This is a genomic window from Leptospira bourretii (assembly GCF_004770145.1).
GTDB classification, from domain to species: Bacteria; Spirochaetota; Leptospiria; order Leptospirales; family Leptospiraceae; genus Leptospira_A; species Leptospira_A bourretii.
Window position 1 is genome coordinate 189,093 of record NZ_RQFW01000001.1, and the last position, 24,013, is coordinate 213,105.

Consider the following 24,013-nt stretch of genomic DNA (forward strand, 5'->3'; position numbering starts at 1 on the left):
GGTTTTATTTCATACCTTTTTGTAACTCGGCTGAATCCTTCCCTAGTTTTTGTAGGTAGGCAACAAGTGCTTGTCCTTCGGTTTTGTCCTTTAGAAGAGATGGTGCGTTAGCAAAATCTTCTTCAGTGTAAGGAACTCCGATGGATTTTAGAGCTTTCATGTTGGATACTACTTGTTCTACATCAACCTTATGAGATTCTTCGAATAACCAAGGGTAAGCTGGCATAATCGAGTTAGGTACACCACCTACAGTTCTTGGGTTGATCAAATGGTTTTTATGCCACTCATCAGAACGAAGCATTTGTGATTCATGAGCTAAGTCCGGACCAGTTCTTTTGGATCCCCAAAGGAATGGATGGTCATAAACATACTCTCCACCTTTTGAATATCCAGTTCGTCCGTAAGCTTTTGTTGGATCAAAACGATCTACTTCCCATTTGAAAGGTCGAACCATTTGTGTATGGCATCCGATACAACCTTCTCTTTGGTAAGTGTCACGACCTGCTAGTTCCAATGCGGAATATGGTTTCACAGTTGAAATTGGAGTTACCGTTTTCGTAAGAAAAAACGGAGGGATGAGTTCGAAAAGTCCACCAATCACAACGGCAATCGTTGTATAAAGAGTAAACTTAACACCTTTTGTATCCCAATGGTCTGCAATTTCAGAAAACCAATCTAAGAATTTGTTAAATCCAAACATTATGATTTCACTCCTATACGTAAGTCTTGTTCTACAAACCCACTGTCTTTGTTTTGAATGGTTTTGATAAAGTTATACACCATCAGTACAATTCCAGTTAGATAGAGTGTTCCTCCGATCGCCCGGAATAGTCTGAATGGTTTTAAGAACTCAACAATTTCTACCCAGTCTTTATAAACGAGTTCACCGTTTTCACCAACTGCTCGCCACATAGATCCTTCAGTAATACCAGATACCCACATGGAGATGATGTAGAGTAGGATACCGAGTGTTCCTAGCCAGAAGTGTGCGTTGGCAAGTTTTTCGCTATAAAGGTTAGCATTCCAAAGTCTTGGAACTAGGTAGTAGAGTGCTGCAGCTGACATAAATCCCACCCAACCGAGAGTTCCTGAGTGAACGTGACCGATGATCCAGTCAGTATTGTGTCCAAGAGCGGAAACTGCACGAATGGAAAGAAGTGGACCTTCAAATGTTGACATACCGTAGAAAGTAACGGCAGCTAACATCATTTTGAGGGTAGCATCTACTTTGATTTTGTCTTTTGCTTGGGTCAGTGTTAGGAATCCGTTTAACATACCACCCCAAGAAGGCATCCATAACATGATGGAAAAAACCATCCCTGTTGTTTGTAACCATTCTGGAATTGGAGAGTAAAGTAAATGGTGAGGACCTGCCCAAATATAGATAAAGATTAACGACCAAAAATGGATGATCGAAAGTCTATGTGAGTAAATGGGTTGTTTGATGTGTTTTGGGAGGTAGTAGTACATAAGACCCAAAAACGGAGTCGTAAGAACAAAGGCTACTGCGTTGTGTCCATACCACCATTGGATGTTGGCATCAAACACACCAGCGTATACCGAGTAGGATTTTAAAAGTCCTGCTGGGATGACAATGTTGTTTACGATAAAAAGAAGTGGAACTGTTACAAAGGAAGCAATGTAGAACCAAATTGCTACATACATTTGCTCTTCTTTTCTTTTGATTACCGTCATCAAATAGTTTGCAAAGAAAATTACATACCATACAACAATCAATAAGTCGATAGGCCATTCTAATTCGGCATATTCTTTTGATTGGCTGTATCCAAGTGGTAAAGTAATTGCTGCAAGGACAATTGTTAGGTTATACAGTGCCAGGTGTATTTTGGAAAGTGTGTCGTTCCACATTCTTGTTCGACACAATCTTTGCACCGTATGGTAGGCTGTGGCGAAGATAACACTCAACGCAAAACCAAAAATGGCTGCATTGGTATGTAGAGGTCGTAACCTTCCGAAGCTCGTCCAAGGTAATTCCAAATTCAGCTGTGGATATACAAGCTGGAAGGCAATAATGACACCAAATGTCATTGATGCAACGCCCCAGACTAACGCTGAAATGATAAACCCTTTTACGATAAAATCGTCATATTGAGTTTTTTCCGTAGCCAATGTTTCTCTCCTTAATCTTTATCAGTTCCATTTATATAGAGAACTAATTCCTTTGTCTATAAAGTGACGAAGAAAAGAAAGAAAAACAGAATGCGGTTCTTAGAATCCCCCCTTGATTTTTGTCAAGGGGAGCTTTGAGACTTAGACTGAATCTAATTGAGGAGGGGAAAAGTGTGCGGACTTTCTAACAGAGGTTAGAAAGTAAATTCATATCCTAATTGTGTACGATGTTCGATTCCACGATCTCCTGCAATGGCTGTCGGATGGTATCCAACGCGGTCCACAGATGAATACATGAAGAACTTTTCTTTTCTGGTGTCGTCTTGGCTAAGTCCAGAACCTGTGGGATGGAAGTAGTAGGCATCAAAGATATTCCAAAAATAAACAAGAACTGTCGCAATCCCAATGTATTGCATCTCTTGGTAGTGACGTTCGACGGATTCCCTTTGTCCTTTGAATGGACCCAGTTGGCTTACAACAACTGCTTCAGCAGGGGAGACAGTCGCTGCCGATTGAGGAGAAAAAGCTGCACGGATGAGACCATTTGTTGTATAAGGATTTTCTAAATTATTATAATCACGTTTGGCATTTAAATACATACGATGTTTCTCATATGTAAAAAAGAGTCCAACAGCAATGATGGAAGGATACACAATGGCTTGTACTTTTCTGCCTTGTTTCCATTGGCCCCAACCAGGAAGAACAGCAGATCTCCATGTGGCACCTGTCTTTGTTAGGTTTTTGCGATCGGCTTCTGCTAGTTTAGCTTCTTCTTCTTGTTTGCGTTTGGCTTCGGCTTCAGCCGATGCATTTTTTGCAGCTAATTCTTTTTCCTGTTTTGCTGCTTCTTCCTGTTCTTTTTTGAGTCTTGCAGCTTCTTCTTTTTCTTTTTTAATTCTTTCTTTTTCTTCTTCCGCTTTTCTGAGTTTATCTTCTTCCGCAGCCGTTAGGTGGTCTTTATAAACCACTTTGAGAATATCTGTTTTATTAAGAACAACTGTAGTTCCGTCTTCTTTTCGAATTTTTAGCTTGTATTGGTCTTGTTCAACAACCTTACCTTGGAGAGTTCCCCCTTTTTTGAGGAGGATATTCTCTGCGGATAGGTTACCGGCGAATAGTACCAAAAGTGTTGCGATTTTAATGAATTGTGTAATAGTCAGTTTCAAGGGTATCTCAAATGTTGGAATATTATATAACAATCTCTATAGTGTTACTTGCTACGTTTCAATTGATCTCTCCAATGATTTTCGCAATTTGTAAGTTAGGCAAGAATTTTTTTGTCAAAGACGCTTCGAAAGTCAGCCCACAATTGGAAATAAATTATCCATGTTACGATAAAGTATGTTCCAAATGTGGTTCTTAAGAAGTAGAGGTTTTTAACCCTCTACTTCTTGCATTAGGAAGTGGTGAACTTGGTCAGCACACTTCCTGCCTTCCGAAATGGCCCAAACAATGAGGGATTGCCCTCGTCTCACGTCCCCGCAAGCGTACACTTTTGGTACAGAAGTTGCAAATGATCCTGGTTTTGTTCCAAAATCAGCTTTTACATTCCCACGTCCGTCTAGTTCCAATCCTTCTTTCTGTAAATCAGCGAGTAATCCTTCTTTGACGGGGTTTATAAATCCCATCGCAAGGAAAACCAAATCGGCAGGCCATTCAAATTCGGTTCCAGGGACCGGGTTAAACTTTCCATTTTCTTCTTTTACTTCGGATCCGTAAATGGCGGTCAATTCCCCTTTTTCATTGGATTTAAAACCCATAGTAGAAACTGCCCATTTTCGGTTTACACCTTCCTCGTGTGAGGTGGAAGTACGGAACATTTTTGGATACAGAGGCCAAGGAGTAGAAGCATCTCTTTCTTTGGGAGGTTCAGGAAAAAGTTCGATTTGAGTGACAGATTTTGCCCCATGACGGTTAGAAGTCCCTACACAGTCTGATCCGGTATCTCCACCACCAATGACAATGACATGTTTGTCTTTGGCGTTGATGATTTCAATAGCATCACCTGCTACGTGTTTGTTGTTTTTGGACAAAAACTCCATAGCATAATGAACACCTTTGCTATTTCTTCCTTCTACTGGTAAATCTCTTGGAACTTCTGATCCGCAAGCAAGAACCACCGAATCAAATTCGGTTAATAGTTGTTTTGCTGTAATATCCACTCCCACATTCACATTGGTTTTGAAGGTAACACCTTCTGCTTCCATTTGTTTCATGCGGCGATCAATATGTCTTTTTTCCATTTTGAAATCTGGGATTCCGTAACGGAGTAGACCACCAATCCGATCATTTTTTTCAAAAATAGTGACTGTATGTCCTGCACGCGCTAACTGTTGTCCTGCGGCAAGTCCTGCTGGACCTGAACCGACAACGGCTACTTTTTTTCCAGATTTGGAGACAGGAGGTTGTGGGATGACCCATCCTTCTTCCCAAGCACGATCAATGATGGTTCTTTCAATCGATTTGATAGAAACAGGAGGTTCGATGATTCCTAAAGTACAAGCTGACTCACAAGGAGCAGGGCAGAGCCTTCCTGTGAATTCTGGAAAGTTATTGGTTTTAGAAAGGTTTTCCCAGGCTTCTTTCCAGCGACCTCGGTATACAAAGTCATTGAATTCAGGGATAAGGTTATCCACCGGACAACCTGTATCACCGTGGCAGAAAGGAATTCCGCAGTCCATACAACGAGCACCTTGGTCTTTGGCAACAGCTTCAGGAAAAGGTTTTTCAAACTCTTTGTAGTTTTTAACTCTTTCCTTCGGATCAATCTTCTGAAGGTATTCTTTTTTAAATTCTAAAAATCCTGTTGGTTTACCCACGAGCTGTTACCCCCTCTTTGTTCGTTTTTCCTGCGGCAGTTTCTTCTGCCATTTTTTCTAGAGCTTTTTTATAATCTCTTGGAATGACTTTGATCATTTGTTTTACAACAGTATCCCATTCTTTCAGCACTTCTTCGGCTCGTTTAGAACCTGTATATGCTTTATGATCTTCTACCATCTTTTTCACTTCCGCAATTTCACTTGCATCAGTTAACGGATCTAAGTCGACCATCTCTTTGTTGATGAGAGCTTCTTTGTTTTTCTTTGGATCCCAAAGGTAAGCAATCCCACCAGACATACCAGCAGCAAAGTTACGTCCGATGTCTCCAAGGATAATGACCCGGCCACCAGTCATGTATTCACAACCGTGGTCTCCGGTTCCTTCTACGATGACATGAGCACCAGAGTTACGAACACAGAATCTTTCTCCAGCAATCCCATTGACATAAGCGTTTCCGCTCGTTGCGCCAATGAAACAAGTGTTACCGATAACGATATTTTCTTCTGCTTTGTAAGGAGCATTTTTTGGAGTTTGGAAGATGAGTTTTCCACCACAAAGCCCTTTTCCTACATAGTCGTTTCCTTCACCCACCAGGCGAAGTGTCATTCCTTTGGTTACAAAAGCACCAAACGACTGTCCTGCGGTTCCTGTAAATTCGATATCGATTGTGTCTTCCGATAGTCCATCCACACCATATTTTTTAGTCACTTCGTGGCTAAGCATCGTTCCCACAGAACGGTTGAGGTTCACAATGGATGTTTGGATTTTCACAGGTTGTTTGTGATCAATCGCAGCAAGTGACTTACGAATCAGTTCGTTGTCAATTTGTTCATCCAAGTGATGGTTTTGTTCTTTGGCACGGTAAAGTCCAGTAGGGAATACAGGAGTTGGTCTATGGAGCACTTTACTAAAATCAAGACCACGAGCCTTCCAGTGGTGGTGAGGTCGTTTGAATTTGATTTTTTCTACTTGGCCAATCATTTCTTCAAATGTTCTAAATCCGAGTTTTGCCATAATCTCACGAACTTCTTCCGCAACAAAGGTCATGAAGTTCACAACATGTTCCGGTTTTCCGGTAAATTTACTTCGTAAAAATTCGTCTTGGGTCGCAACACCGACTGGGCATGTATTGAGATGGCATTTACGCATCATGATACAACCCACAGAAACCAGTGCGGAAGTGGAGAATCCAAATTCCTCGGCACCAAGTAAAGCTCCCACAACCACATCTTTTCCTGTGAGGAGTTTCCCATCTACAGCCAGATACACACGGTCACGAAGTCCGTTGGCAACGAGTGTTTGGTGGGTTTCGGAAAGTCCAAGTTCCCAAGGGGTTCCTGCATGGTGGATAGAAGAAATGGGACTTGCCCCAGTTCCTCCTTCATGTCCTGCGATCAGGATATGATCCGCATGTGCTTTGGCAACACCGGCGGCCACAGTTCCTACACCCGATTCGGAAACAAGTTTCACAGAAACTCGTGCTCTTGGATTCGAGTTTTTTAAATCAAAGATCAATTGTTTTAGATCTTCGATGGAATAAATATCGTGGTGAGGAGGAGGGGAAATGAGAGTTACCCCTGGAGTGGAATAACGAAGCCATCCAATGTATTTGTCTACTTTGTGGCCTGGAAGCTGTCCACCTTCACCTGGTTTGGCGCCCTGTGCCATTTTGATTTGGATGTCATCGGCATTGGTTAGATATTCCATAGTCACACCAAAACGTGCGGACGCAACCTGTTTGATCGCCGAACGCATGCTATCTCCATTCGGGAGGGTTTTGAATCGTACTGGATCTTCTCCACCTTCACCTGTGTTCGATTTGGCACCAATTCGGTTCATCGCAATCGCAAGTGTGGTATGTGCTTCCCAAGAAATGGAACCATGACTCATCGCTCCTGTTTGGAAACGTTTGAGTATGGATTTTACCGATTCCACTTCTTCGATGGGGATCGCTTTGGATCCTTCAAAATCAAGTTGGAACAAACTGCGAAGTGTGATTGCTTTTTCGTTTTGGTTATCGATTAGGCTTGAGAACTCTTTGAATACTTTGTAATCGTTGTCTTGCGTTGCTTTTTGTAGTTTGTGAACTGTAATCGGTGTATAGAGATGGCTATCTCCATTTTTACGATAGTAGTGCACTCCACCTGGTTCTAGGTTGTTCGGGAAAAAAGTAGGATCGTAAGCTGCTTTGTGGCGGCGAACGGTTTCTTCTTCCAACATCTCTAGAGAAAGTCCTTCAATGCGAGACTGAGTTCCTGCAAAGTAAGTATTCACTAACTCAGAATCAAGTCCCACGGCTTCAAAAATTTGCGCACCACAATACGATTGTAATGTGGAGATTCCCATTTTTGAGAATACTTTGAAAAGTCCTTTCCCGATGGATTTGATGTATTTCTTTTTTGCATCTTTGTAATTAGGAACTTCTGGGAGTAAACCTTGTAACGAAAGGTCGGCAATGGTTTCAAATGCAAGGTATGGGTTGATGGCGTTCGCACCATAACCGCATAACAAAGCAAAGTGGGCTACTTCTCTTGGTTCTCCCGATTCTAATACAATCCCTGCTTTTGTTCTGAGACCTTCACGAATCAAATAGTGGTGGAGTCCCGCCACTGCAAGTAGAGATGGGATGGCTGCTTTTTTCTCACCCACACCGTGGTCGGTTAAGATGATTAGATTTACGCCTTGTTCTCGAACGGCTTTCGCAGCATCTGCACAAACACGATCGAGCGAGTTTCTCATGTCATGTTTTTTAGAAGGATCAAAAAGGATTTCAAACGTTTTTGCTTTGAAATGACCTTCACTGATTTGTTTGATTTTTTCAAAATCTTCGTTGGTAAGGATTGGATGTTCCAACTCCAATCGATGCGCGTGTTCTGGCTCTTCCGAAAGAAGGTTTCCTTCGGGTCCAATATAAGTTGTGAGTTCCATCACAAGTTCTTCCCGGATTGGATCAATCGGCGGGTTTGTGACTTGCGCAAAGTTTTGTTTGAAATAACGGAATAGGGGTTGTGGTTTTTCACTGAGAACTGCAAGCGAAGAATCCACACCCATAGAACCAATTGGTTCTTCTCCAGAAACTCCCATCGGTTTGATGATGGTAAACACATCTTCATGTGTGTACCCAAAAGCTCTTTGGCGTTCTAAAATGGTTTCGTGTTGCGGTTGTTTTACGTTCTCAGGGTCCGGCAAAGATCCAAGACGAATCATATTGTCTTCTACCCATTTGCGATATGGTTTTTGGGTAGAGATTTGTTTTTTGATTTCTTCATCATCTAAGATTTGGCCTTTTTCCATATCGATCAGAAGCATACGGCCTGGACGAAGTCGGTCTTGGATGAGTATTTCTTCTGGGGGAAGATTGAGAACGCCAGCCTCTGAAGACATGATCACTTCATCGTCTTTTGTGACCACAAAACGAGCAGGACGAAGTCCATTACGATCGAGTGTTGCTCCGATGATTCTACCATCAGTAAAAGCAATGGCCGCAGGACCATCCCAAGGTTCCATAAAAGTTGCATGGTATTCGTAGAACGCGCGTCTGTCGGCATCCATCGCTTTGTTTTTTGACCAAGCTTCTGGGATCATCATCATAACAGAGTGAGGTAAAGATCTTCCGCCCATCACTAGTAGTTCCAAAACAGTATCAAAGGTTGCTGTATCGGATTGGCCTTCCATGACAATCGGAAGCATACGACGAAGTTCATCCCCGTAAAGTGGAGACTGCATCACCATTTGGCGAGCGGCCATCCAGTTCATGTTCCCACGGAGAGTGTTGATCTCTCCGTTATGGGCAATTTGGCGGTAAGGGTGAGCCAAATCCCAAGTAGGGAAGGTGTTTGTTGAAAATCGAGTGTGAGTCAAACAAAAGGCAGAAGTTAAATCAGGAGATTTTAAATCTTCATAGAATTTTTTGACTTGGTCACCAAGTAACATCCCTTTGTATACAATTGTACGTGATGAAAAACTAGGTACGTAGTATTGGGAACGATCCAGTTTCATTTCTGTACGGATTCGTCTGTCAATTAAGCGACGGATGAGAAATAGTTTTCTTTCGAAGTCGTCAGAGGTTTTATTTTTTTTGGATTTTTTACCAATGAATACTTGTTTGAAGACAGGGATTGTTTTGGATGCAACAACTCCCGCATATTCTTTGTTAATGGGGACGTCGCGAAATCCTAAAAATTCTTCCCCTTCATCTACAATGATTTTTTCAATTACGTTTTCCACAGCAGTTCGGGCTTCTGTGTTTTGGGGAAGGAACAAAAATCCCACAGCATAGTCGCCTTCTTTCGGCAAAGTGAAGGGGAGGACTTTTCTAAAAAATGCATCCGGGATATTGATCATGATCCCAGCACCGTCACCGGTTTTTGGATCGGCACCTTCGGCACCCCTATGCTCTAAATTGCACATGAGGCGTATTCCCTTATCGACGATGTCCCGGGAACGTTTGCCTTTATAATTTGCGATAAAACCAACACCACAGGAATCTTTGTCCATGGCAGGATCATACATACCTTGGGCCTGTGGGCCGAGTGGCGGAAGGATGGGTGGTTGGTTGGATTTTGACATACGTACCCTACTCTAAAGCAATTACTGTACCTTGTTTTTGAATTTGGGTGTACTGTCCAATTATTTTGTTTTCAGCAAAATGATTTATTTTTAGGCAAAATTAAACACTTGAAAATGCATAATGTGTGAACAATTGGCGCTTTACTTGATCATTATGCTATATGATGGAACAAACTAGGATTTGGTCTAAAAAATCTAAGAGTACAAGAAAGAAGCGAACTGCAACTTCCATAGGAAGATTGTCTAAATCCCGACGTGTCTTTTGGAGAGATCTGGAACGCTCAATCGTTCGTTTTTCGAGCAGGCCAGAGGAATTTTGAAATATGGTTTCGGAGAAAACCTGAGAAAACCCATTTTCTTTGAAACCTAGTTTTTTTAGTTCGAAAAGAGATCTGTTATTTGGATTTGAAACCTAGCCAGTCTAAGACTCGTTCGGCTGCTTCTTCTTTGGTAAGTTTGGAAAGGTTTAGTTTGTAGTGGGCTGCTTCTTGGTAAACGGGTAATCTTTTTTCTAAAATAGAACGGTAGGAAGTAACTTTGGAGAGGTCAGGTCTAGTGGAATCTCCTTTTACCTTTTCCACTAATTCCTCAATTCCTCGTTCCAAATAGACTATCCTTCCGATTTTTCTTAAGATATCTAATTTCCTTTGGCTTGGAATTTCGTTTCCGTCTGCATCCAAATCAAATAATATCCCACCTCCGCAATCCAAAATAATTCCATCTGCATTTTGTAATTTTTGCAAAATGGAATATTCTAATTCACGAAATTTATTCCAACCATACGTTTCAACAAATTGGGGGATAGGAATTCCACCTGCTTCATATACGGAAACGGAATCTGTGGAAACCACCGGGAATTCTGTTTGTTTGGAAAGAGTTCTTGAGACTTTGGATTTCCCAGCACCTCTAGCTCCAATAAAGATAATGTTCATACGATCTGGTTCAAACGTTCGAGGTTCAGTTTAAAAAATTATACGTTGAGTAAATCGGCAAGTCCCGCTTGTAAGTCCGGGATGTGAACAAAATAAGTTTCAATATCTGCTTCTGTAACGCCGGTTTGGCTAAGAGCAAAAGGAGAAATGGGAACTGATTCACCACCAATGTCGATTCCGATTCCAGAAACAACAATGAGAATACTTGCAATATGTACTACAGAAGTAAGAATCGGATTGTTTTTGGAATTTTCTGGAGTGAGGTAATTTGCCACCACATCCGTCAATTCCTGCGGGAAGTTCCAACGTTTTAAGAGGTTTTCCGACACTTCCATATGAGTGTATCCGAAGTATTTTTTCTCTAAGTTAGGGAAGGGTTCTTGGTTGTCTTTTAAATCCGTTTTGATTTGCATCATCACCGGACTAAAAAACTGTGCGAGGACAATTTTACCAACACTGCAGAGTAATCCAGAAGTGAAGGCAAGATCCTTATCAATTTTTAGTTTTTTATGTTGTACGATTTTACTAGAAAGTTCTGCCACAAGTAGGGAAGAAGTCCAGAGTTGGGCTGCATCCAGTTGGTAACTATTCAAATCTTGCGAAAGGATTCCTTTGGCAGCAGTGAGAAGTACAATTTCTTTTACCGTTTTGATCCCAAGGGTCATGAGTGCTTCTTGGACCGTACGAATGGGTTTGGAAGCTCTGTAATAAGCGGAATTAGAAAGTTTGATTACGTTGGCCGTGATGGCAGGATCTTTTGAAATTTCTTGTGCAAGGTCTGCAATGTTTACGTCTGGCTTTTGGAGTTTTTCCAATACCTTAGACACAACAGCCGAAATGGCAGGCAGTTTATTTACGTCTTGTAGTATTTCATCAACCTTTGATTTTAGCATATTCGCCTAACGCACCTTATAAAGGTATTTTTCCATACCAGCTTTTTTTAACAACACACGCCCGTCGTCACAATAAAGGCTGATGGTTCTTCCTTCGTTCCCGGCCACATCTTCCACTATGACAGGGATTTTATTCTCTTCCATAAATTTTTTGACAATAGCAATATTCTGTTCCCCGATGTTTTGTAGGAATTGGGAGTTGATTCCTTTGAACATGGAGGCTCCACCAAACATACGACAAGAATATTGTCCAATATTGGAACCTTGTTGTTTCATCATCTCAATGAGGATGGGTAGAGCCGTTTCCCCGTACTTGTGCGGAAACTTAGTGGCATCTTTGCCTGTGGGATCTTTGGCGAGCATGATATGGGAGATGGCACCCACTTTCTGTTCTGGATCATACAAAACGATTCCTATGCACGAACCCAATGTAGTTCGGAGCACGTCCGTATCTTTTCCGACCTTGATGTCGGCAATTCCTACATTGATGATTTTGGATTTTATAGACATTCTACTTGTTTCTAGAGAGTGGAACCGTTACTTAGGTATTATAGATAGTAAGCTTTCCTTATGCGTTCAATCAAAAAATCAACTCCCACAAGAAAATCTACCAAAAAAGGTTTCAAAACAAAGGAACCTTACCTCTTCCAAACCATCGGAAAAACGGAAGTCCACATCCTTGGAACAGCACATGTTTCCAAACAAAGTGTAGATGAAGTTGAAAAAATGATCCAATTATTAAAACCTGATGTCATTTGTGTAGAGTTATGTGAATCGCGAATGAAGTCGGTGGAAGATCCCGATTACCTAAAAAAATTAGATATATTCAAAGTTTTTAAAGAAAGAAAGATGTGGTTACTTTTATCCAGTCTCATCCTTTCTTCTTTCCAGAAAAAAATCGGAAATAAAGACATCAAACCCGGTGATGAAATGCGAAAGGCTATCACTCTAGGAAGAAAATTAAAAAAACCGGTGTTGGCAGTCGACCGCGAAATCCAGACCACACTGAAAAGGTCTTGGGGGAATGTTGGTTTTTTCTCTAAAATGTATTTATTTAGTGCTCTTCTTGCTTCGCTTCTCGTTCGGGAAGATGTTTCCGATGATAAAATCGAAGAGATGAAATCAGATGATATTTTAAAAGACCTGTTTTCTCAAATTCCCAAAAAATATGAATCGGTCAAACATGTTATCATTGATGAAAGGGATGTATATTTAGCAGAAAAAATAAGACAAGCTGCGGAAGGGAAGTCGGCAAAAAAAGTTTTGGCTGTTGTTGGTGCTGGTCATTTAGCTGGGATCGAACGAAATATTCAATCAATTAACGATTTATCCGTGTTAGATGAAGTTCCCAAACGCAAATGGTGGGACAATATCAGTATTATTTTATATCCTGTTTTTTTTGCAGGCCTCATTGGTTACACTACCTGGAGCCAAGGTGGGGAAGCAGGGATGGATTTATTTTCTAAACTCATTTATATCAAAGGGGGACTGGCTGCCCTTGGTGCTCTCATCGCTTGGGCACATCCCATTTCAATCTTACTTGCCTTTATCACAGCTCCGATTGGAACTTTTGTGCCCATCTTTAAAGCAGGTTGGGTCAGTGCTCTTTCGGAATCCTATTTACGGAAACCTCTTGTGGAAGACTTCGAACATATCGCAGAAGATTCAGAATCAGTGGCGGGCTTTTGGAAAAACCGTGTTCTTCATATTTTTCTCGTTTTTTTCCTTCCTCAATTTGGATCGACCATTGGAACCTTTATTGTGGCAGGAAAAGGCTTGAAGAATTTATTTTAAAGAGTAAGATAGAATCGTCTAAGCACTGTAGCAGAAGAGTATGAAACGTAAGTTTGCCATTGGATTCATTCTAATTTTTCTCGCTTATTTAGGGTGTAAATCATCCGTATTTGGGTTTTGTACTTCTGCAGAAAAATTTGTGGAGCGGGCATCCGTTCCGCCTTGCCACCAAACCGCTGATTCCAAAGAGGATGAGGCAAATTCTTGTGAATGCCCTATCACACACGAAGAACTTCAATCTTCCAGTGGGACAGATTCCCCGATTTGGAAGCAGATGAAATTTGTGGTTTGGAACGGGTTCTCCGTTTTAAAACCACAATTCCTTCATGATTCGTCCACAAAGTGGTTTGTATTTGGCCATCGTCATTCTCCTCCTTATTTTCCCACAAAAACGATCCGGCTTCTGATTTGAGATCACCACACCTATTCTAGGTGAAGTGATTTTTAATTTATTTGTTTTTAAATTTTAACAGAGGTTATACGATATGAATCGCAAAGAATTATTACAAAAAGCAGGGATGGCAGTTGCCGTTTCTGGAATTTTATCCACACTTTCCGCAGAAGACCATGACCATTCAACTATGACAACTTCCTCTGCAGGAAAATCCAAATATTCCAAAGCAATGATGGCTGCCATGCACTGCCAACTTTCTGCTGAGGATTGCCTCAGCCATTGCCTTACAGAGCTTGGAAAAGGGGATAAATCTATGGCGGCTTGTGCAACTAGTACAAGAGAAGTCATTAGTTTATGTGATTCCTTTGTAAAACTTGCAAGTCAATCCTCTGCATATACAAAGAAGTTAGCTAACTTATGTATTGAGGTTTGTGAAGCTTGTGCAAAAGAATGTGACAAACATGCAAATCATCATGCGATTTGTAAAGAATGCCGAGATAGTTGCCTTGCTTGTGTTAAGGAATTAAAAAAAGTTTAATTGATTTAATCAATAGAGATTGAATCAATCTTGATATGCAACTGTCCGCTGTTTGGCGGGCAGTTGTTTGTTAAATCATCAAAAATCTAACGTTTTTTCGCCTTTTTTTTGGGTTTTGGTTTGGCCACTGGCTTTGGTTTCTGTGTTGGTTTGGCTTTTTTTGCAGATGATTTCTTTTTTGCCGCCAGTTGTTTTTGATTCTTTTTATAAACAGACGGTTCGTATTTAGAAAAATCCACTTCAATCTTTTTGGGAACGGCAAACTCTGGGTTCGCTTTAGGTGCCGATTGGATGGCAATACTATCTTTTGGTGTACCCAAAAATTCTCTGAGTGTCCGAATGTTTTCGTTTCTTCTGACTAAGTTATAATTTCCAGGGATGTCAAACCATAGGTCTCTGCCTTGGCCGAACTCCGTGCTTTCTTGCGGAGGAAAGGAAAAATCTTCAATGGCAGAAAGAGGTTGGAAGAGGGGAAAGAAGAGTGCATTTTTATAATTTGTTTTCACCCAATCCGATTCAAAGCCCCAATACGATTGTCTAGTGTTGGTAAACCTGTCAGAACCATGGAAAGGTGTTCCGAGAGTGATGAGGCGTTTCACCTTTCGTCTAGCTTCGTCTGGTAAAATCAAAACAAGGAGTCCGCCCGTGTTGTGTGCAATCAAAGTGACTTCGTTAGGTGCTGTGAGGATCTGGCTTGCGAGGTATTGGACCGCTTCTTCCAAAGAAAGAGGATCTCGGAGAGTCGAAAGAATTCCGACTTTGAATCCTAAATTGTCCAAATTGGATTTGAGTCTCGAATAATAGGAACGTCCAGCCCGAAACCCAGGAACGATCAAAATGTTTTTATCCTTATTGTTCTCTACAAACAAATGACTGGGAAGGTAAAACGACAACAACGCCCAAAAACGTTCCAGATATTCTATGAATCGAAACATGAATTAAATGATTCTGTCTGACTCAATTCTTGTCTATGAAAATCAATTCCAGCGCCAGAAGAATTCCTGAATTGACCGATAACCGTACTCGCATAGGATTGCCTTTTAGAATCGTATGCGTCATAGTTTCTTAATTATTTTTCTTTTTGGGTTTTTTCCTGCCACACTACTCGCGGAACCCGGAAATTATGATGAGGCAGCGAGACTTTTACCCCAAATTTGGGAAACAAAGTACCCCCTCCCTTATGGCAAACTCACAAAAAAAGATCCGTTGAAACAAGGGATTCGGCAAGTGACGAGAAAAAAGGGAAAGTACTGGATGTACAATTTCGAAGTTTTTATGCCAAAATACGAAAGAAAAGAGACTGTGGCTGTGCCAAAAGAAGAAGGTCGCAACCTCCTCGTATTTTTTTTATGGAATCCGGGGATCTCGGAAGAGCCCCATCGGATCGAACTTGGGGAACCACACGAAGGGAAGTGAAATGGATAAACAAAAATCGGACCAATTGATCAGAGAAACTATGAAAGCTGCGGGTCTTACGGATGCCTTCATAGCCGATTTTATCACTAAGGTAGATGCCGTGCGAAACGGTGAAACTGGAATGGTGAATTGGGAAGAAGTAGGAGATTTAGACCCCAAAACCGATGAAATTTCCTTAGAATCCATCCATTCTTCTTATCCTACTGACCTCAGTTTGTTATCCAAACTCGTAGTGATCAAATTGAATGGAGGACTTGGGACAAGTATGGGTCTAGACAAAGCAAAGTCCCTCATTCCGATCAAAGGTTCGATGTCTTTTCTTGCGGTCATGGCAAAACAAATTGAATTCATTCGTTCTGAGTTTGGAATCGATGTACCTCTGCTTTTTATGGATTCATATAATACACAAAAAGACTCTCAAGAGGAATTAGAAAAAAACGGATTTAAACAAACACTCCGAACAAGTTTTTTACAAAACAAAGTGCCAAGGTTAGATGCAGAAACCTTTGCTCCCATCCAAAACAAAAATGAAAAAGAAAACTGGTGCCCACCAGGACATGGTGATATTTATTTTACTATGGTCCAGGAAGGAATTTTGGATGAATTACTTTCAAAAGGTTATGAAATTGCCTTCCTTTCGAATGGAGATAACTTAGGAGCTACCGTTGATCCACATATTGTGAGTTATCTTCTAAAAGAAAACGTTCATTTTGCGATGGAGATGACTCCTAAAACATTAGCAGACAAAAAAGGTGGAGCTATCTACCGCAAAACTGTTGGTGGAAAGTTTATTAAGTATGAGCTTTTGGAAACAGCACAAGTCCCCAAAGAACATGAAAACGAATTTAGTGGGCTTGGAAAATTTAGAACCTTCTCAACAAACAATCTTTGGATCAATTTAAAAGCCTTAAAAGAAAGGTTTAGCCAAGGAAACTTTTCTTTATCACTCATTGTCAATCCTAAACAGGTGGATGGGAAATCAGTCATTCAATTAGAAACAGCAATGGGAAGTGCCGTTGGGAATTTTCAAAGATTCAAAGGCATCATTATCCCTAGAGATCGGTTTGCACCCGTAAAAAAAACAGAGGATTATTTGATCCGTAGGTCAGATGCCTATGTTTTAAATGATGATTTTTCTCTCACGATGACAAAGGAAAGAAAAACCGCAGGTTTTGGTGAAGTGTTGGTTCATTTGGATGAAACATATTATAAAAAAATTCACCAGTTCGATCATCTCTTCCAACAATATCCATCTTTACTTTATTGCGAAGAACTGAAGGTATCGGGAGAGATTTTATTTGATGTTCCGATCTCTATTAAAGGGAAGGTAACTTTCCAAAATCAATCTGGTGCGTTAAAAAAGATTTCTTCCTTGGATCGTAAGGAATTTGAAAACGAAACAATTTCTTTATGAAACAGAATTTATTTTTTTGTGTTCTATTGTTTGTTTTCAGTTGTGGAGCTCCATTTTCCTTTCGTTCCGCTTGTTATGAGCGTAATAAGTGTTCAACGATAGAAGGGGCGTGTTTTCTCCGAAATGATGCCTTTTACAAGGTGGCCACAAACAGTACTGAATATAGTACTCAAGATCTAACAGCAATTGTCGGAAGTTGTTTGGGTTTAGAAAAAACTTGTCGCAAAAATTGTGAAAGTGGCACTATTTTTTAGCCTGTGGATCAAAAACTTGTTTCATCTGAGCAAACATTCGTTTTATATACACTTCATTCAAAGAAATCCTCCAGTTGATGAGAGCTCCTTCGTAAAGATTTATTAAGTCTCTCGCCATTTCCATAGGATCCGTTGTTTCTTTTAATAATCCATTTGATTTCCATCTAGCAATATACATAGCAAACAATGTTTCCCAGCGAAAGGCGATGGACTTGAATTCATCACTAAACGGTTGTTCGCCGATCGGGAATTGGCAGGAAAAAATTGCAATGGGACAACCTTGGTAATAAGAAGCATCTTCGTTCATTTGTATAATTACGGCTTTAGAAAGTTCAGCAATAAAATCATTAGGAGAAGGTGATTCGCGTAGTATTTGGCGAAACCAAATCAAAACATCAGCTCCGTATGCTTGGATGACCCGAATCCCCAGATCTCTTTTGGAGGGGAAATGGTCATAGAAAGAGGCTTTGGCTGTTCCTGATTCTCTGATGAGTTGGTTGATCCCGGTATGGTAGTATCCTTGTTGGTAAAATCTTTTTTTGGCGATTTCGAGGATTCGGTGTCGTGGAGAGCCTTTCATGGAGTTTGAGTATGGTGGTTGGGGGTGGGGTGTCAATTCTTACGAACCATTCTGTCTGTTTTTTAATTTACAGACAGAATGGTCTACCGGAACCTAGCCCTAACCAGGAGCCACCCATGCCTCACACCACAGAAATCCCCGTCCTTTGGAGCCATATGGATGCCAATGGCCATGTCAATAATGGAATTTACCAATCCTATTTTGATGAAGCAAGAATCCAGGCCTTAGAAAACGAAGGATTCTCGATCCAGGAAATGCGTGAAAAGAAGGTTGGGCCAGTGATGGTGAAGGCCGAACTATCTTATTACAAACCTCTACGTCATCCCGATGCCGTTCGTATTGAAACAGGATTTCGTGAGATGTCAAAGATCAAGGGAAAGGTTGTGCAAAATATGTTTCGAGTTTCAGATGGAGCACTTGTCTGTGAGGCAATATTCTCTGCGCTTTTCTTTGATTTTGAAAAAAACAGGCCTTGGAAACTACCAGAGGCATTTTTAGAAAAATTTAAATCCGATGAAGGCAAATAAATAACTGGGAAATCCTCTCAGTTATTTATGAATTACTCTCGAATAAAAGACAGTTGGCTTTTTTCTGGAACTAAAACTTTATCTTCAAATTCACCAGAAAGGGAATCATAGTTAGGTGATAGTTTAATCTTCCATTTCCCTTTTTCTTCCAGTAGGTCTGAATCTACTATGTTTTTGCCACGGAAAATTTCATTTTCATTCCATTTCATGATGATGTTTCCTTCTACATCTTCAGCTTCAATGGTCAAACGGACTGGTTTTACTTTGTTTTTACCGTCCCAATACATGGCAGTCCAAGGACCAACAAACTTCTGTATGGCGGACTCTCCAAAGGTTTTGACTTTCTTTAAATCAACCACTGTTTCTGAAATCACCGAAGTAACAGGTTTTGAAAATAAACTTTCACCAATTCCTTTGGAAACAGATTGGATGGCGAAAAAATAAAACTGATTTTTGGTTAGATTTTGTAATTTGAAATTGGTATCAGAAGTTTCTTTGACAAGACTCCATTCCGGATCGTTTTTTTTACGCATATAAATTTTGTAAGAAGTTACCTTAGGAATTGGGTTCCAACTGAATAAAAATTCGCTCGTCTTTCGATTCTCTGAAACATTTAATTCAGGGGATTTGATTCCAGAGGATCTACCTGCTACCAGTGATGGAAACCCAATGTCTGGTTCCGATGGAAGGCTAAACAAACTTCCTTCAAATTCAGAAGCAACAGCATAAAAGGATTCTTTTTGATAAGACTCATCATCTTTGAATTGGAGATCTGTTGTTTTTGCAATTTCTTTCCATGAACCATCTGTTTTGCGAAAGATATGGTATGCAATCGCACTAGGAGAACCTTCCCATTGCAGAATGGTTGCTCCTGCATACAAACCTTTGGAAGCTGTTAGATTTTTTGGTCTTGGTTTCAACACTTCGGAAGGATCTAAATGCGCAGAAACATAATAGCTGGCTTCGCCAATCAGTTGGTTCTTTTCTGGAACAACTTGGTAGATTTCGCTATCTCCATTGCGACTGGCTTTTAAATCGATATAAGATGTTTTTTCGGTTTTGCCCAAAAATCGGTAGATTCTTGCCATTGGATTCCATTTATAAATAGCATAAGTGGTAGAGATGGGTTGCGGATCCCATTCCAATAAAATTCGATCATTTGTAGGTGCTACGGTTGCTCGTAGGTTTGTCACAGGGAGAATTCCAGCCGGTTTCGTTGGGTCGACCGCATAACCGTCATTTGAGTCAAGAGAAGCTTTTGATAGAAAGTTTTCATCCAAACTTGCCACTCGGTAATTGTATGCCGTATTCTTTTGGATTCCAAAATCTTCAAAGAAGGCTTGTTTAGAAAGTCCTACTAATTGGTATTTGCTGTCGATTTTTCGTTTGCGGTACACTTCATAACCGATAGCCCGTTTTTCTCTAGACCAACTGATTCGAATGCGATCTGAAAAATCACCTCGGGACGCAAATACCTCTTTTGGTGGGAAAAGATTGTGTTCCCCATAATCAAGTGTATCTAATGCATTGTTTAGTTTATTCTGTGTTAGAAGTTCGTTTTCTGTTTCGGAATCGGCAACATAGACAGACTTTGTATATTTAGGAAAAGTATCGTAAGATATCCATAAATACCCTTGGTCTCCCCAGGTTGTTCCCCAAGAATTCCATACTTTGAATGCTTTCTTTTTATCATTAAAACCTAAGATCACCAGAGACTGTGCTCCTAAAATTTCTCCTGTCCCTATTTCAAAAACTGTATCTGGTTTTGGATCACGAAAGTTTTCATATACCAAGTATCCAATGAGAACTGGTTTCTTTTCGATTAATGCTAGTTTGATGGTAGTCAGATCATGTGGTTCAATTCGATAAATTCTTCGAAGCCTTGCTTTTCTTCCTAATTCGACTATGTCTGCTTTGGGTCTTGTCCGAAAGCTGGACGAGGATTCGTTCATCTGTTCTAAAGTCACAGAACCTCTGCTCTCGGCAAGAACCAGCGCATCCAAAAGAGAAACAGCTTGGTCTTTTCCACTATTCAGTTGGTTGTAAATAAAATTAGGTGAATATAAAACCTTTTGTCCATTTGCTGAACTAGGTGCAACAGAGGAAAGGTTACGAATTCCCTTTTTTTTAGCTTCTAAATAAGAAATCAGTCCGAAACCAACCGTATAACCTACGTTATCCTTGTGGATCCCTTGGTCAGAAGGTGCGGGGAATTCGTTACTAAACTCAAAACTTCCAGATAAATCGGAACTGGTTCTTTCGGAACGGAAAGGTGGGATACTTTGATAGAGTTCAAAAGGATCGGGGATAAGACCTGATTTTCGGGAAGAAGATTTGGATTCTGTTTTTCCGGTAATTGGTTTTGATTGAAACCCAATCATCATAAGGGACAATGCGATAAAAATAGTTCCAATCGCAATTCGATGTTTGTTGTTCCGTAACATTTCAGTCCTCTTCTAAATCAAAACTGATAGGAAGCCTGTGAGCCATCCGAGTTGGTTTCCCTTTATCATATCCAGGAGAAAAACGGGCTCTTTGGATGATGCGAATGGCAGCTTCATCAAATCCATATCCAGCTCTACCAGAAACAATTTTGACACCTTGCAAGACTCCATGTTCGTCCACTTGCACCATCACCACGACTGTCTTTTGGCTGATATTTGCTGCCTTGGCGGCTTCTGGAAAATAAGCTTTTAAATCAAAGTCAATGATAGGAGTGGGAGGACGATCTCCATTAAAGGAAAATAAATACCCATCTTTGTCTGTTCCATTTCCCGAGAGTTGGTTGGGATTTAAGTCGGAGTTATCAGGTTTTTCTTCTGCATCTTTGTTTGATCCTTCCACCCATTCTTGTTTTTCGACAGGGGCAGGGCTCGAAGTTCCTCCTATGAGTTCGGGAGGAATTTCTTCAAAGGAAACATCCATATCTTCCATAGAAGTTTCTTGGAAGGCAGCATTACTAGGAAGTGTGAGTATAAAATAAATCAAATAACAAAATACATGCAATCCCACGGAAGCAAAGAGACTGGCCCGAAAGAGTCCGAACCGTCTCAGTTTGTATTGCAGATACAATGTAAATGATTTCATGGAATGATCTTCTAGTGGTGGATATTCGGTGTAGAACTAGAGGACTGGTTGTGTTTTCCACTCGTGATAAAACTGGCATGGATTTCTTTAGATAGAATTTCTAAGTGTCCGATGATGAGTTTCATTTTACGTGTGAAGTAGTTATTTGCCATCACCACGGGGATTGCCACAGCAAGTCCAGCGGCCGTAGCAAGAAGGGCAGTAGAGATACTTCGCATCACCACTTCCGCTCCCGAGTTTCCAAGAGTACCAAGACCATAAAAGGCTTTGATGACACCAAGGACAGTTCCCAAAAGTCCAATGAAAGGAGTGTTGTTTCCAAGGGTGTTGAGAATGGGGAGTCTTTCTTCCAGTCCCAATTTTTCTTTCAAAATTTTCCCTTCCATCAGCTCTTCTAGACCTTTGTGGTTTTCCTTTTCTCGTTCCAAAACAAAATGTATGAACCGAGTGTAGGAATTTTCCATAGGATGGGTTTCTAGGAGTTTTTCTGTCCCTTTTAAGTCTCTATGGCGGATGAGAAGAGTGAGTGAATCCAGAAGTGACTCGGATTCTTTGTTAAAATTACGTTTATAAACAATTAACCTTTCGATAAATACGGCAATTGCGAGGATACTCGCAAATAACATAACGAGGAAGATGATTTTTTCCCCAAGGTCTACGAAATCTTGCATTTTTGGAACCTTCTAACGGACAGAATTCTCTACCTTGGACTGTAATCAAAGAGAAAAATTGCAGAAAAAGAACTTCGGTTGATTCCAAGCCGACCTAGGAGAAAGAATGATTCCAAGGATTGGTATGAAGGCAAAAAACATTCTTCCCAGTGTTTTGGGGTTCATTTTCATCATTTTTGGTATTTCTCTGGTAGTGTTCTATGCTACAAAGTCATGGGAGACTTTTCTTAACCTTTGCCCCAACAAAGATTTTTTGTCTTGGGATGAGAACATTCGGCTCAATCAGGTCCTGGATCAGTATGTCGATTTTCGAAACGGAAGTTGGTTTCGAGGGATAATGCCATTTTTGGAAAGTCCAACTTGGCCTCCGCTTCGTTCGGTCCTAACTTTTGTTACACTTTTTTTGCCAATAGATGCATACGAAACCTATAGGGATTCTTTTTTAGGACTATTCTTTTTAATTTTGGTATATCCTGGCTTGGTATTTATCTCTTTCAGAATCACAAAATCCTTGTTATGGGCAGGGATTCTTTCAGGACTCATTTTTATCCTAACCATCCAAACAGGAGAAGTACCTGCATATTCTCTTTCTTCCATGTTAGAAACTCAATCCATGTTTTTTCTTTTGTTTTCCATCTACGCAATTTATCGTTTGTATGATGTGGACAACAGAGAATCAGAGATTGATTCAGGGACTAAGTGGCTCGTTTTCTTTTCTTTATTTGGTTTTTATTTTACTAAGTATCCATATGGAATTTTATTCTTTATGGCATGTTTTGCCTATGAGTTAGTTAGGTCTCCATCCAAGTACAAAGATGTTTTGGTATATTTGTTAAAACATTATGCTAGAGGTGTAAGACTCGTATATTTAGTTTTTGTAGTGCTTATGGTATTTTCTTTGCCAGTGTTAAGAGTGGTTACAAAAATCAATCTCAACCAAAAGGGATTCAAACAGTTTATGTTCGGGATCACCTTTCTATTGTTTGTTGATTTGTCCGTTTATTTTTTCCGCAAAAGAGATGAAATCAAAAAAGTATTTCCGAAAACAGCTGTGGTCCTTTGGATTTATGCAATTTTTCCAGCCTTTTTATGGCTGTTTATGAACCCAGACCGGGTCAATGCCCTCATCGATGCCCAAATGATTGTGAATGCCTACACTCGTAGTTTTTTCTTAACACTTTGGACAGAACCAGGACTTGATCCTTCCGTGCCAGGGGTTTTTGATTTTATCTGGGGGTTTCGAACTCTCATTATCTTTTCTGTTTTATCCCTTCTTTATTTTTTGTTCCGATCGGGAACCAAATTTCCAACCAAATTAAAAGATCCACTTCTGGCAGGGACAGTGATTTTGTTTTTGGAACTTCTCATTCTAGAAGTAACAACAGGAAATAAACAACCACGACATGTACTTCAGTTTATCCCTGCCATCGGGCTTATGAGTTTTCTTTGGATCTTGCGTTTGTACGAGTTAGCTGAGACAAAAATAGAAAAATTGGCTTCTGTTTCCGTTTTCCTACTCACTTCCCTGTTTGTGTTTTCGAATTCGGTATACTCTCAAGGGATTTTGTCTGGGAAATTTTATGAAACAAAAATGTTTTGTTATCGTGGGATGAATGTTGGTGATTTCCAACCGGCACGAGAGATCGCCGAACAGATAACACCTGAGAAAAAGTACGTTCTCATCAATGCCTTCCATTTTGAAGAAAAATACAATACACGAGGTAGAGTTCTTGCCTCGGATTTCGATCTTGCGATGAAACTCAAGACCTATAAACAAGGGATGGTACGAAACGATAACAAATACCGATGGAAAGAATGGACAGATTTTGATTCCGTTCTTTTATTGAGTGATGTTTGTCCGGATAGTTTTGTAGAAGAAAAATTTGAAAATCGAACAAAAATCTTGAATAGTAAGTCAACGTTACTGTCTACTTACAGAGAGAGTTCCGGTATTGCTTGTCTCCAAGAATATAAATTGCTCAAATAGAGAAAAA

The 24,013-nt window shown here is 40.4% G+C and carries 21 protein-coding genes; 8 read left to right on the forward strand and 13 right to left on the reverse strand.

Annotated features, from left to right (window positions below; all coding sequences use genetic code 11):
• Positions 1-4: 4 nt before the first annotated feature.
• The 8 genes from ccoO to EHQ47_RS00975 form a co-directional block, all read right to left on the reverse strand.
• Complete coding sequence (ccoO, locus tag EHQ47_RS00940; protein ID WP_135749414.1) at positions 5-700, reverse strand: cytochrome-c oxidase, cbb3-type subunit II; 696 nt, start codon at positions 698-700, stop codon at positions 5-7.
• Positions 700-2,130: a cytochrome-c oxidase, cbb3-type subunit I gene (ccoN, locus tag EHQ47_RS00945; RefSeq protein ID WP_135694219.1), complete on the reverse strand. Its 1,431-nt coding sequence runs from the start codon at positions 2,128-2,130 to the stop codon at positions 700-702. Before ccoN ends, ccoO begins: the two co-directional genes overlap by 1 nt.
• A 194-nt stretch (positions 2,131-2,324) precedes the next feature.
• Positions 2,325-3,296: an LA_0442/LA_0875 N-terminal domain-containing protein gene (locus EHQ47_RS00950; RefSeq protein ID WP_135749415.1), complete on the reverse strand. Its 972-nt coding sequence runs from the start codon at positions 3,294-3,296 to the stop codon at positions 2,325-2,327.
• 210 nt (positions 3,297-3,506) lie between these two features.
• Positions 3,507-4,949 (reverse strand): glutamate synthase subunit beta, encoded by a 1,443-nt coding sequence (locus EHQ47_RS00955; protein ID WP_135749416.1) that lies wholly within the window; start codon positions 4,947-4,949, stop codon positions 3,507-3,509.
• Positions 4,942-9,519: a glutamate synthase large subunit gene (gene gltB, locus EHQ47_RS00960; protein ID WP_135776365.1), complete on the reverse strand. Its 4,578-nt coding sequence runs from the start codon at positions 9,517-9,519 to the stop codon at positions 4,942-4,944. Before gltB ends, EHQ47_RS00955 begins: the two co-directional genes overlap by 8 nt.
• A gap of 395 nt (positions 9,520-9,914) precedes the next feature.
• Positions 9,915-10,451, reverse strand: coding sequence for a shikimate kinase (locus EHQ47_RS00965; RefSeq protein WP_135749418.1), 537 nt, complete (start codon positions 10,449-10,451; stop codon positions 9,915-9,917).
• A 38-nt stretch (positions 10,452-10,489) separates the two neighbouring features.
• Positions 10,490-11,344 carry an HDOD domain-containing protein gene (locus tag EHQ47_RS00970; RefSeq protein WP_004788173.1) on the reverse strand — a complete coding sequence of 285 codons (855 nt, stop codon included), beginning with the start codon at positions 11,342-11,344 and terminating at the stop codon, positions 10,490-10,492.
• Between the two features lie 6 nt (positions 11,345-11,350).
• Entirely contained in the window at positions 11,351-11,854 is a 504-nt protein-coding gene (locus EHQ47_RS00975; protein ID WP_135694214.1) for a chemotaxis protein CheD, read from the reverse strand.
• A gap of 60 nt (positions 11,855-11,914) precedes the next feature.
• Between EHQ47_RS00975 and EHQ47_RS00980 the strand changes: the two genes are divergently transcribed.
• The 3 genes from EHQ47_RS00980 (at position 11,915) to EHQ47_RS00990 (ending at position 14,070) form a co-directional block, all read left to right on the forward strand.
• Complete coding sequence (locus EHQ47_RS00980; protein ID WP_135749419.1) at positions 11,915-13,138, forward strand: TraB/GumN family protein; 1,224 nt, start codon at positions 11,915-11,917, stop codon at positions 13,136-13,138.
• Between the two features lie 40 nt (positions 13,139-13,178).
• On the forward strand, positions 13,179-13,550 hold the full coding sequence (locus tag EHQ47_RS00985; protein WP_135776366.1) for a hypothetical protein: 372 nt from the start codon (positions 13,179-13,181) through the stop codon (positions 13,548-13,550).
• 73 nt (positions 13,551-13,623) lie between these two features.
• On the forward strand, positions 13,624-14,070 hold the full coding sequence (locus tag EHQ47_RS00990) for a four-helix bundle copper-binding protein (protein ID WP_135694211.1): 447 nt from the start codon (positions 13,624-13,626) through the stop codon (positions 14,068-14,070).
• A gap of 86 nt (positions 14,071-14,156) precedes the next feature.
• On the opposite strand, the gene EHQ47_RS00995 is transcribed toward EHQ47_RS00990, so the two are convergent.
• Positions 14,157-15,005 carry an esterase/lipase family protein gene (locus EHQ47_RS00995; RefSeq protein WP_135776367.1) on the reverse strand — a complete coding sequence of 283 codons (849 nt, stop codon included), beginning with the start codon at positions 15,003-15,005 and terminating at the stop codon, positions 14,157-14,159.
• 115 nt (positions 15,006-15,120) lie between these two features.
• On the opposite strand from EHQ47_RS00995, the gene EHQ47_RS01000 reads away from it, so the two are divergent.
• Genes EHQ47_RS01000 through EHQ47_RS19945 form a run of 3 tightly spaced genes read left to right on the forward strand, consistent with a single transcriptional unit; the run spans position 15,121 to position 17,154 of the window.
• Positions 15,121-15,486 carry a hypothetical protein gene (locus EHQ47_RS01000; protein ID WP_135749422.1) on the forward strand — a complete coding sequence of 122 codons (366 nt, stop codon included), beginning with the start codon at positions 15,121-15,123 and terminating at the stop codon, positions 15,484-15,486.
• 1 nt (position 15,487) lies between these two features.
• A complete protein-coding gene (locus tag EHQ47_RS01005; RefSeq protein ID WP_135776368.1) occupies positions 15,488-16,900 on the forward strand; it encodes a UTP--glucose-1-phosphate uridylyltransferase in 1,413 nt (470 codons plus the stop codon).
• Positions 16,897-17,154, forward strand: coding sequence for an LA_0364 family Cys-rich lipoprotein (locus EHQ47_RS19945; protein WP_135749424.1), 258 nt, complete (start codon positions 16,897-16,899; stop codon positions 17,152-17,154). Before EHQ47_RS01005 ends, EHQ47_RS19945 begins: the two co-directional genes overlap by 4 nt.
• On the opposite strand, the gene EHQ47_RS01015 is transcribed toward EHQ47_RS19945, so the two are convergent.
• Positions 17,144-17,734 (reverse strand): TetR/AcrR family transcriptional regulator, encoded by a 591-nt coding sequence (locus EHQ47_RS01015; protein WP_135776369.1) that lies wholly within the window; start codon positions 17,732-17,734, stop codon positions 17,144-17,146. The two genes, EHQ47_RS19945 and EHQ47_RS01015, sit on opposite strands and share 11 nt — an antisense overlap.
• Positions 17,735-17,850: 116 nt before the next feature.
• On the opposite strand from EHQ47_RS01015, the gene EHQ47_RS01020 reads away from it, so the two are divergent.
• A complete protein-coding gene (locus EHQ47_RS01020) occupies positions 17,851-18,261 on the forward strand; it encodes an acyl-CoA thioesterase (protein WP_135749426.1) in 411 nt (136 codons plus the stop codon).
• Between the two features lie 32 nt (positions 18,262-18,293).
• Here EHQ47_RS01020 and EHQ47_RS01025 read toward each other — a convergent pair whose 3' ends face one another.
• Genes EHQ47_RS01025 through EHQ47_RS01035 form a run of 3 tightly spaced genes read right to left on the reverse strand, consistent with a single transcriptional unit; the run spans position 18,294 to position 22,019 of the window.
• Positions 18,294-20,705, reverse strand: coding sequence for a fibronectin type III domain-containing protein (locus tag EHQ47_RS01025; protein ID WP_135776370.1), 2,412 nt, complete (start codon positions 20,703-20,705; stop codon positions 18,294-18,296).
• Position 20,706: 1 nt separating this feature from the next.
• Complete coding sequence (locus tag EHQ47_RS01030; RefSeq protein ID WP_135749428.1) at positions 20,707-21,348, reverse strand: energy transducer TonB; 642 nt, start codon at positions 21,346-21,348, stop codon at positions 20,707-20,709.
• Positions 21,349-21,359: 11 nt separating this feature from the next.
• Positions 21,360-22,019 (reverse strand): MotA/TolQ/ExbB proton channel family protein, encoded by a 660-nt coding sequence (locus EHQ47_RS01035; protein ID WP_100745034.1) that lies wholly within the window; start codon positions 22,017-22,019, stop codon positions 21,360-21,362.
• Positions 22,020-22,125: 106 nt separating this feature from the next.
• Here EHQ47_RS01035 and EHQ47_RS01040 point away from each other — a divergent pair, with 106 nt between their 5' ends.
• A complete protein-coding gene (locus EHQ47_RS01040) occupies positions 22,126-24,006 on the forward strand; it encodes a hypothetical protein (protein ID WP_135776371.1) in 1,881 nt (626 codons plus the stop codon).
• The last annotated feature ends 7 nt before the right edge of the window (positions 24,007-24,013 follow it).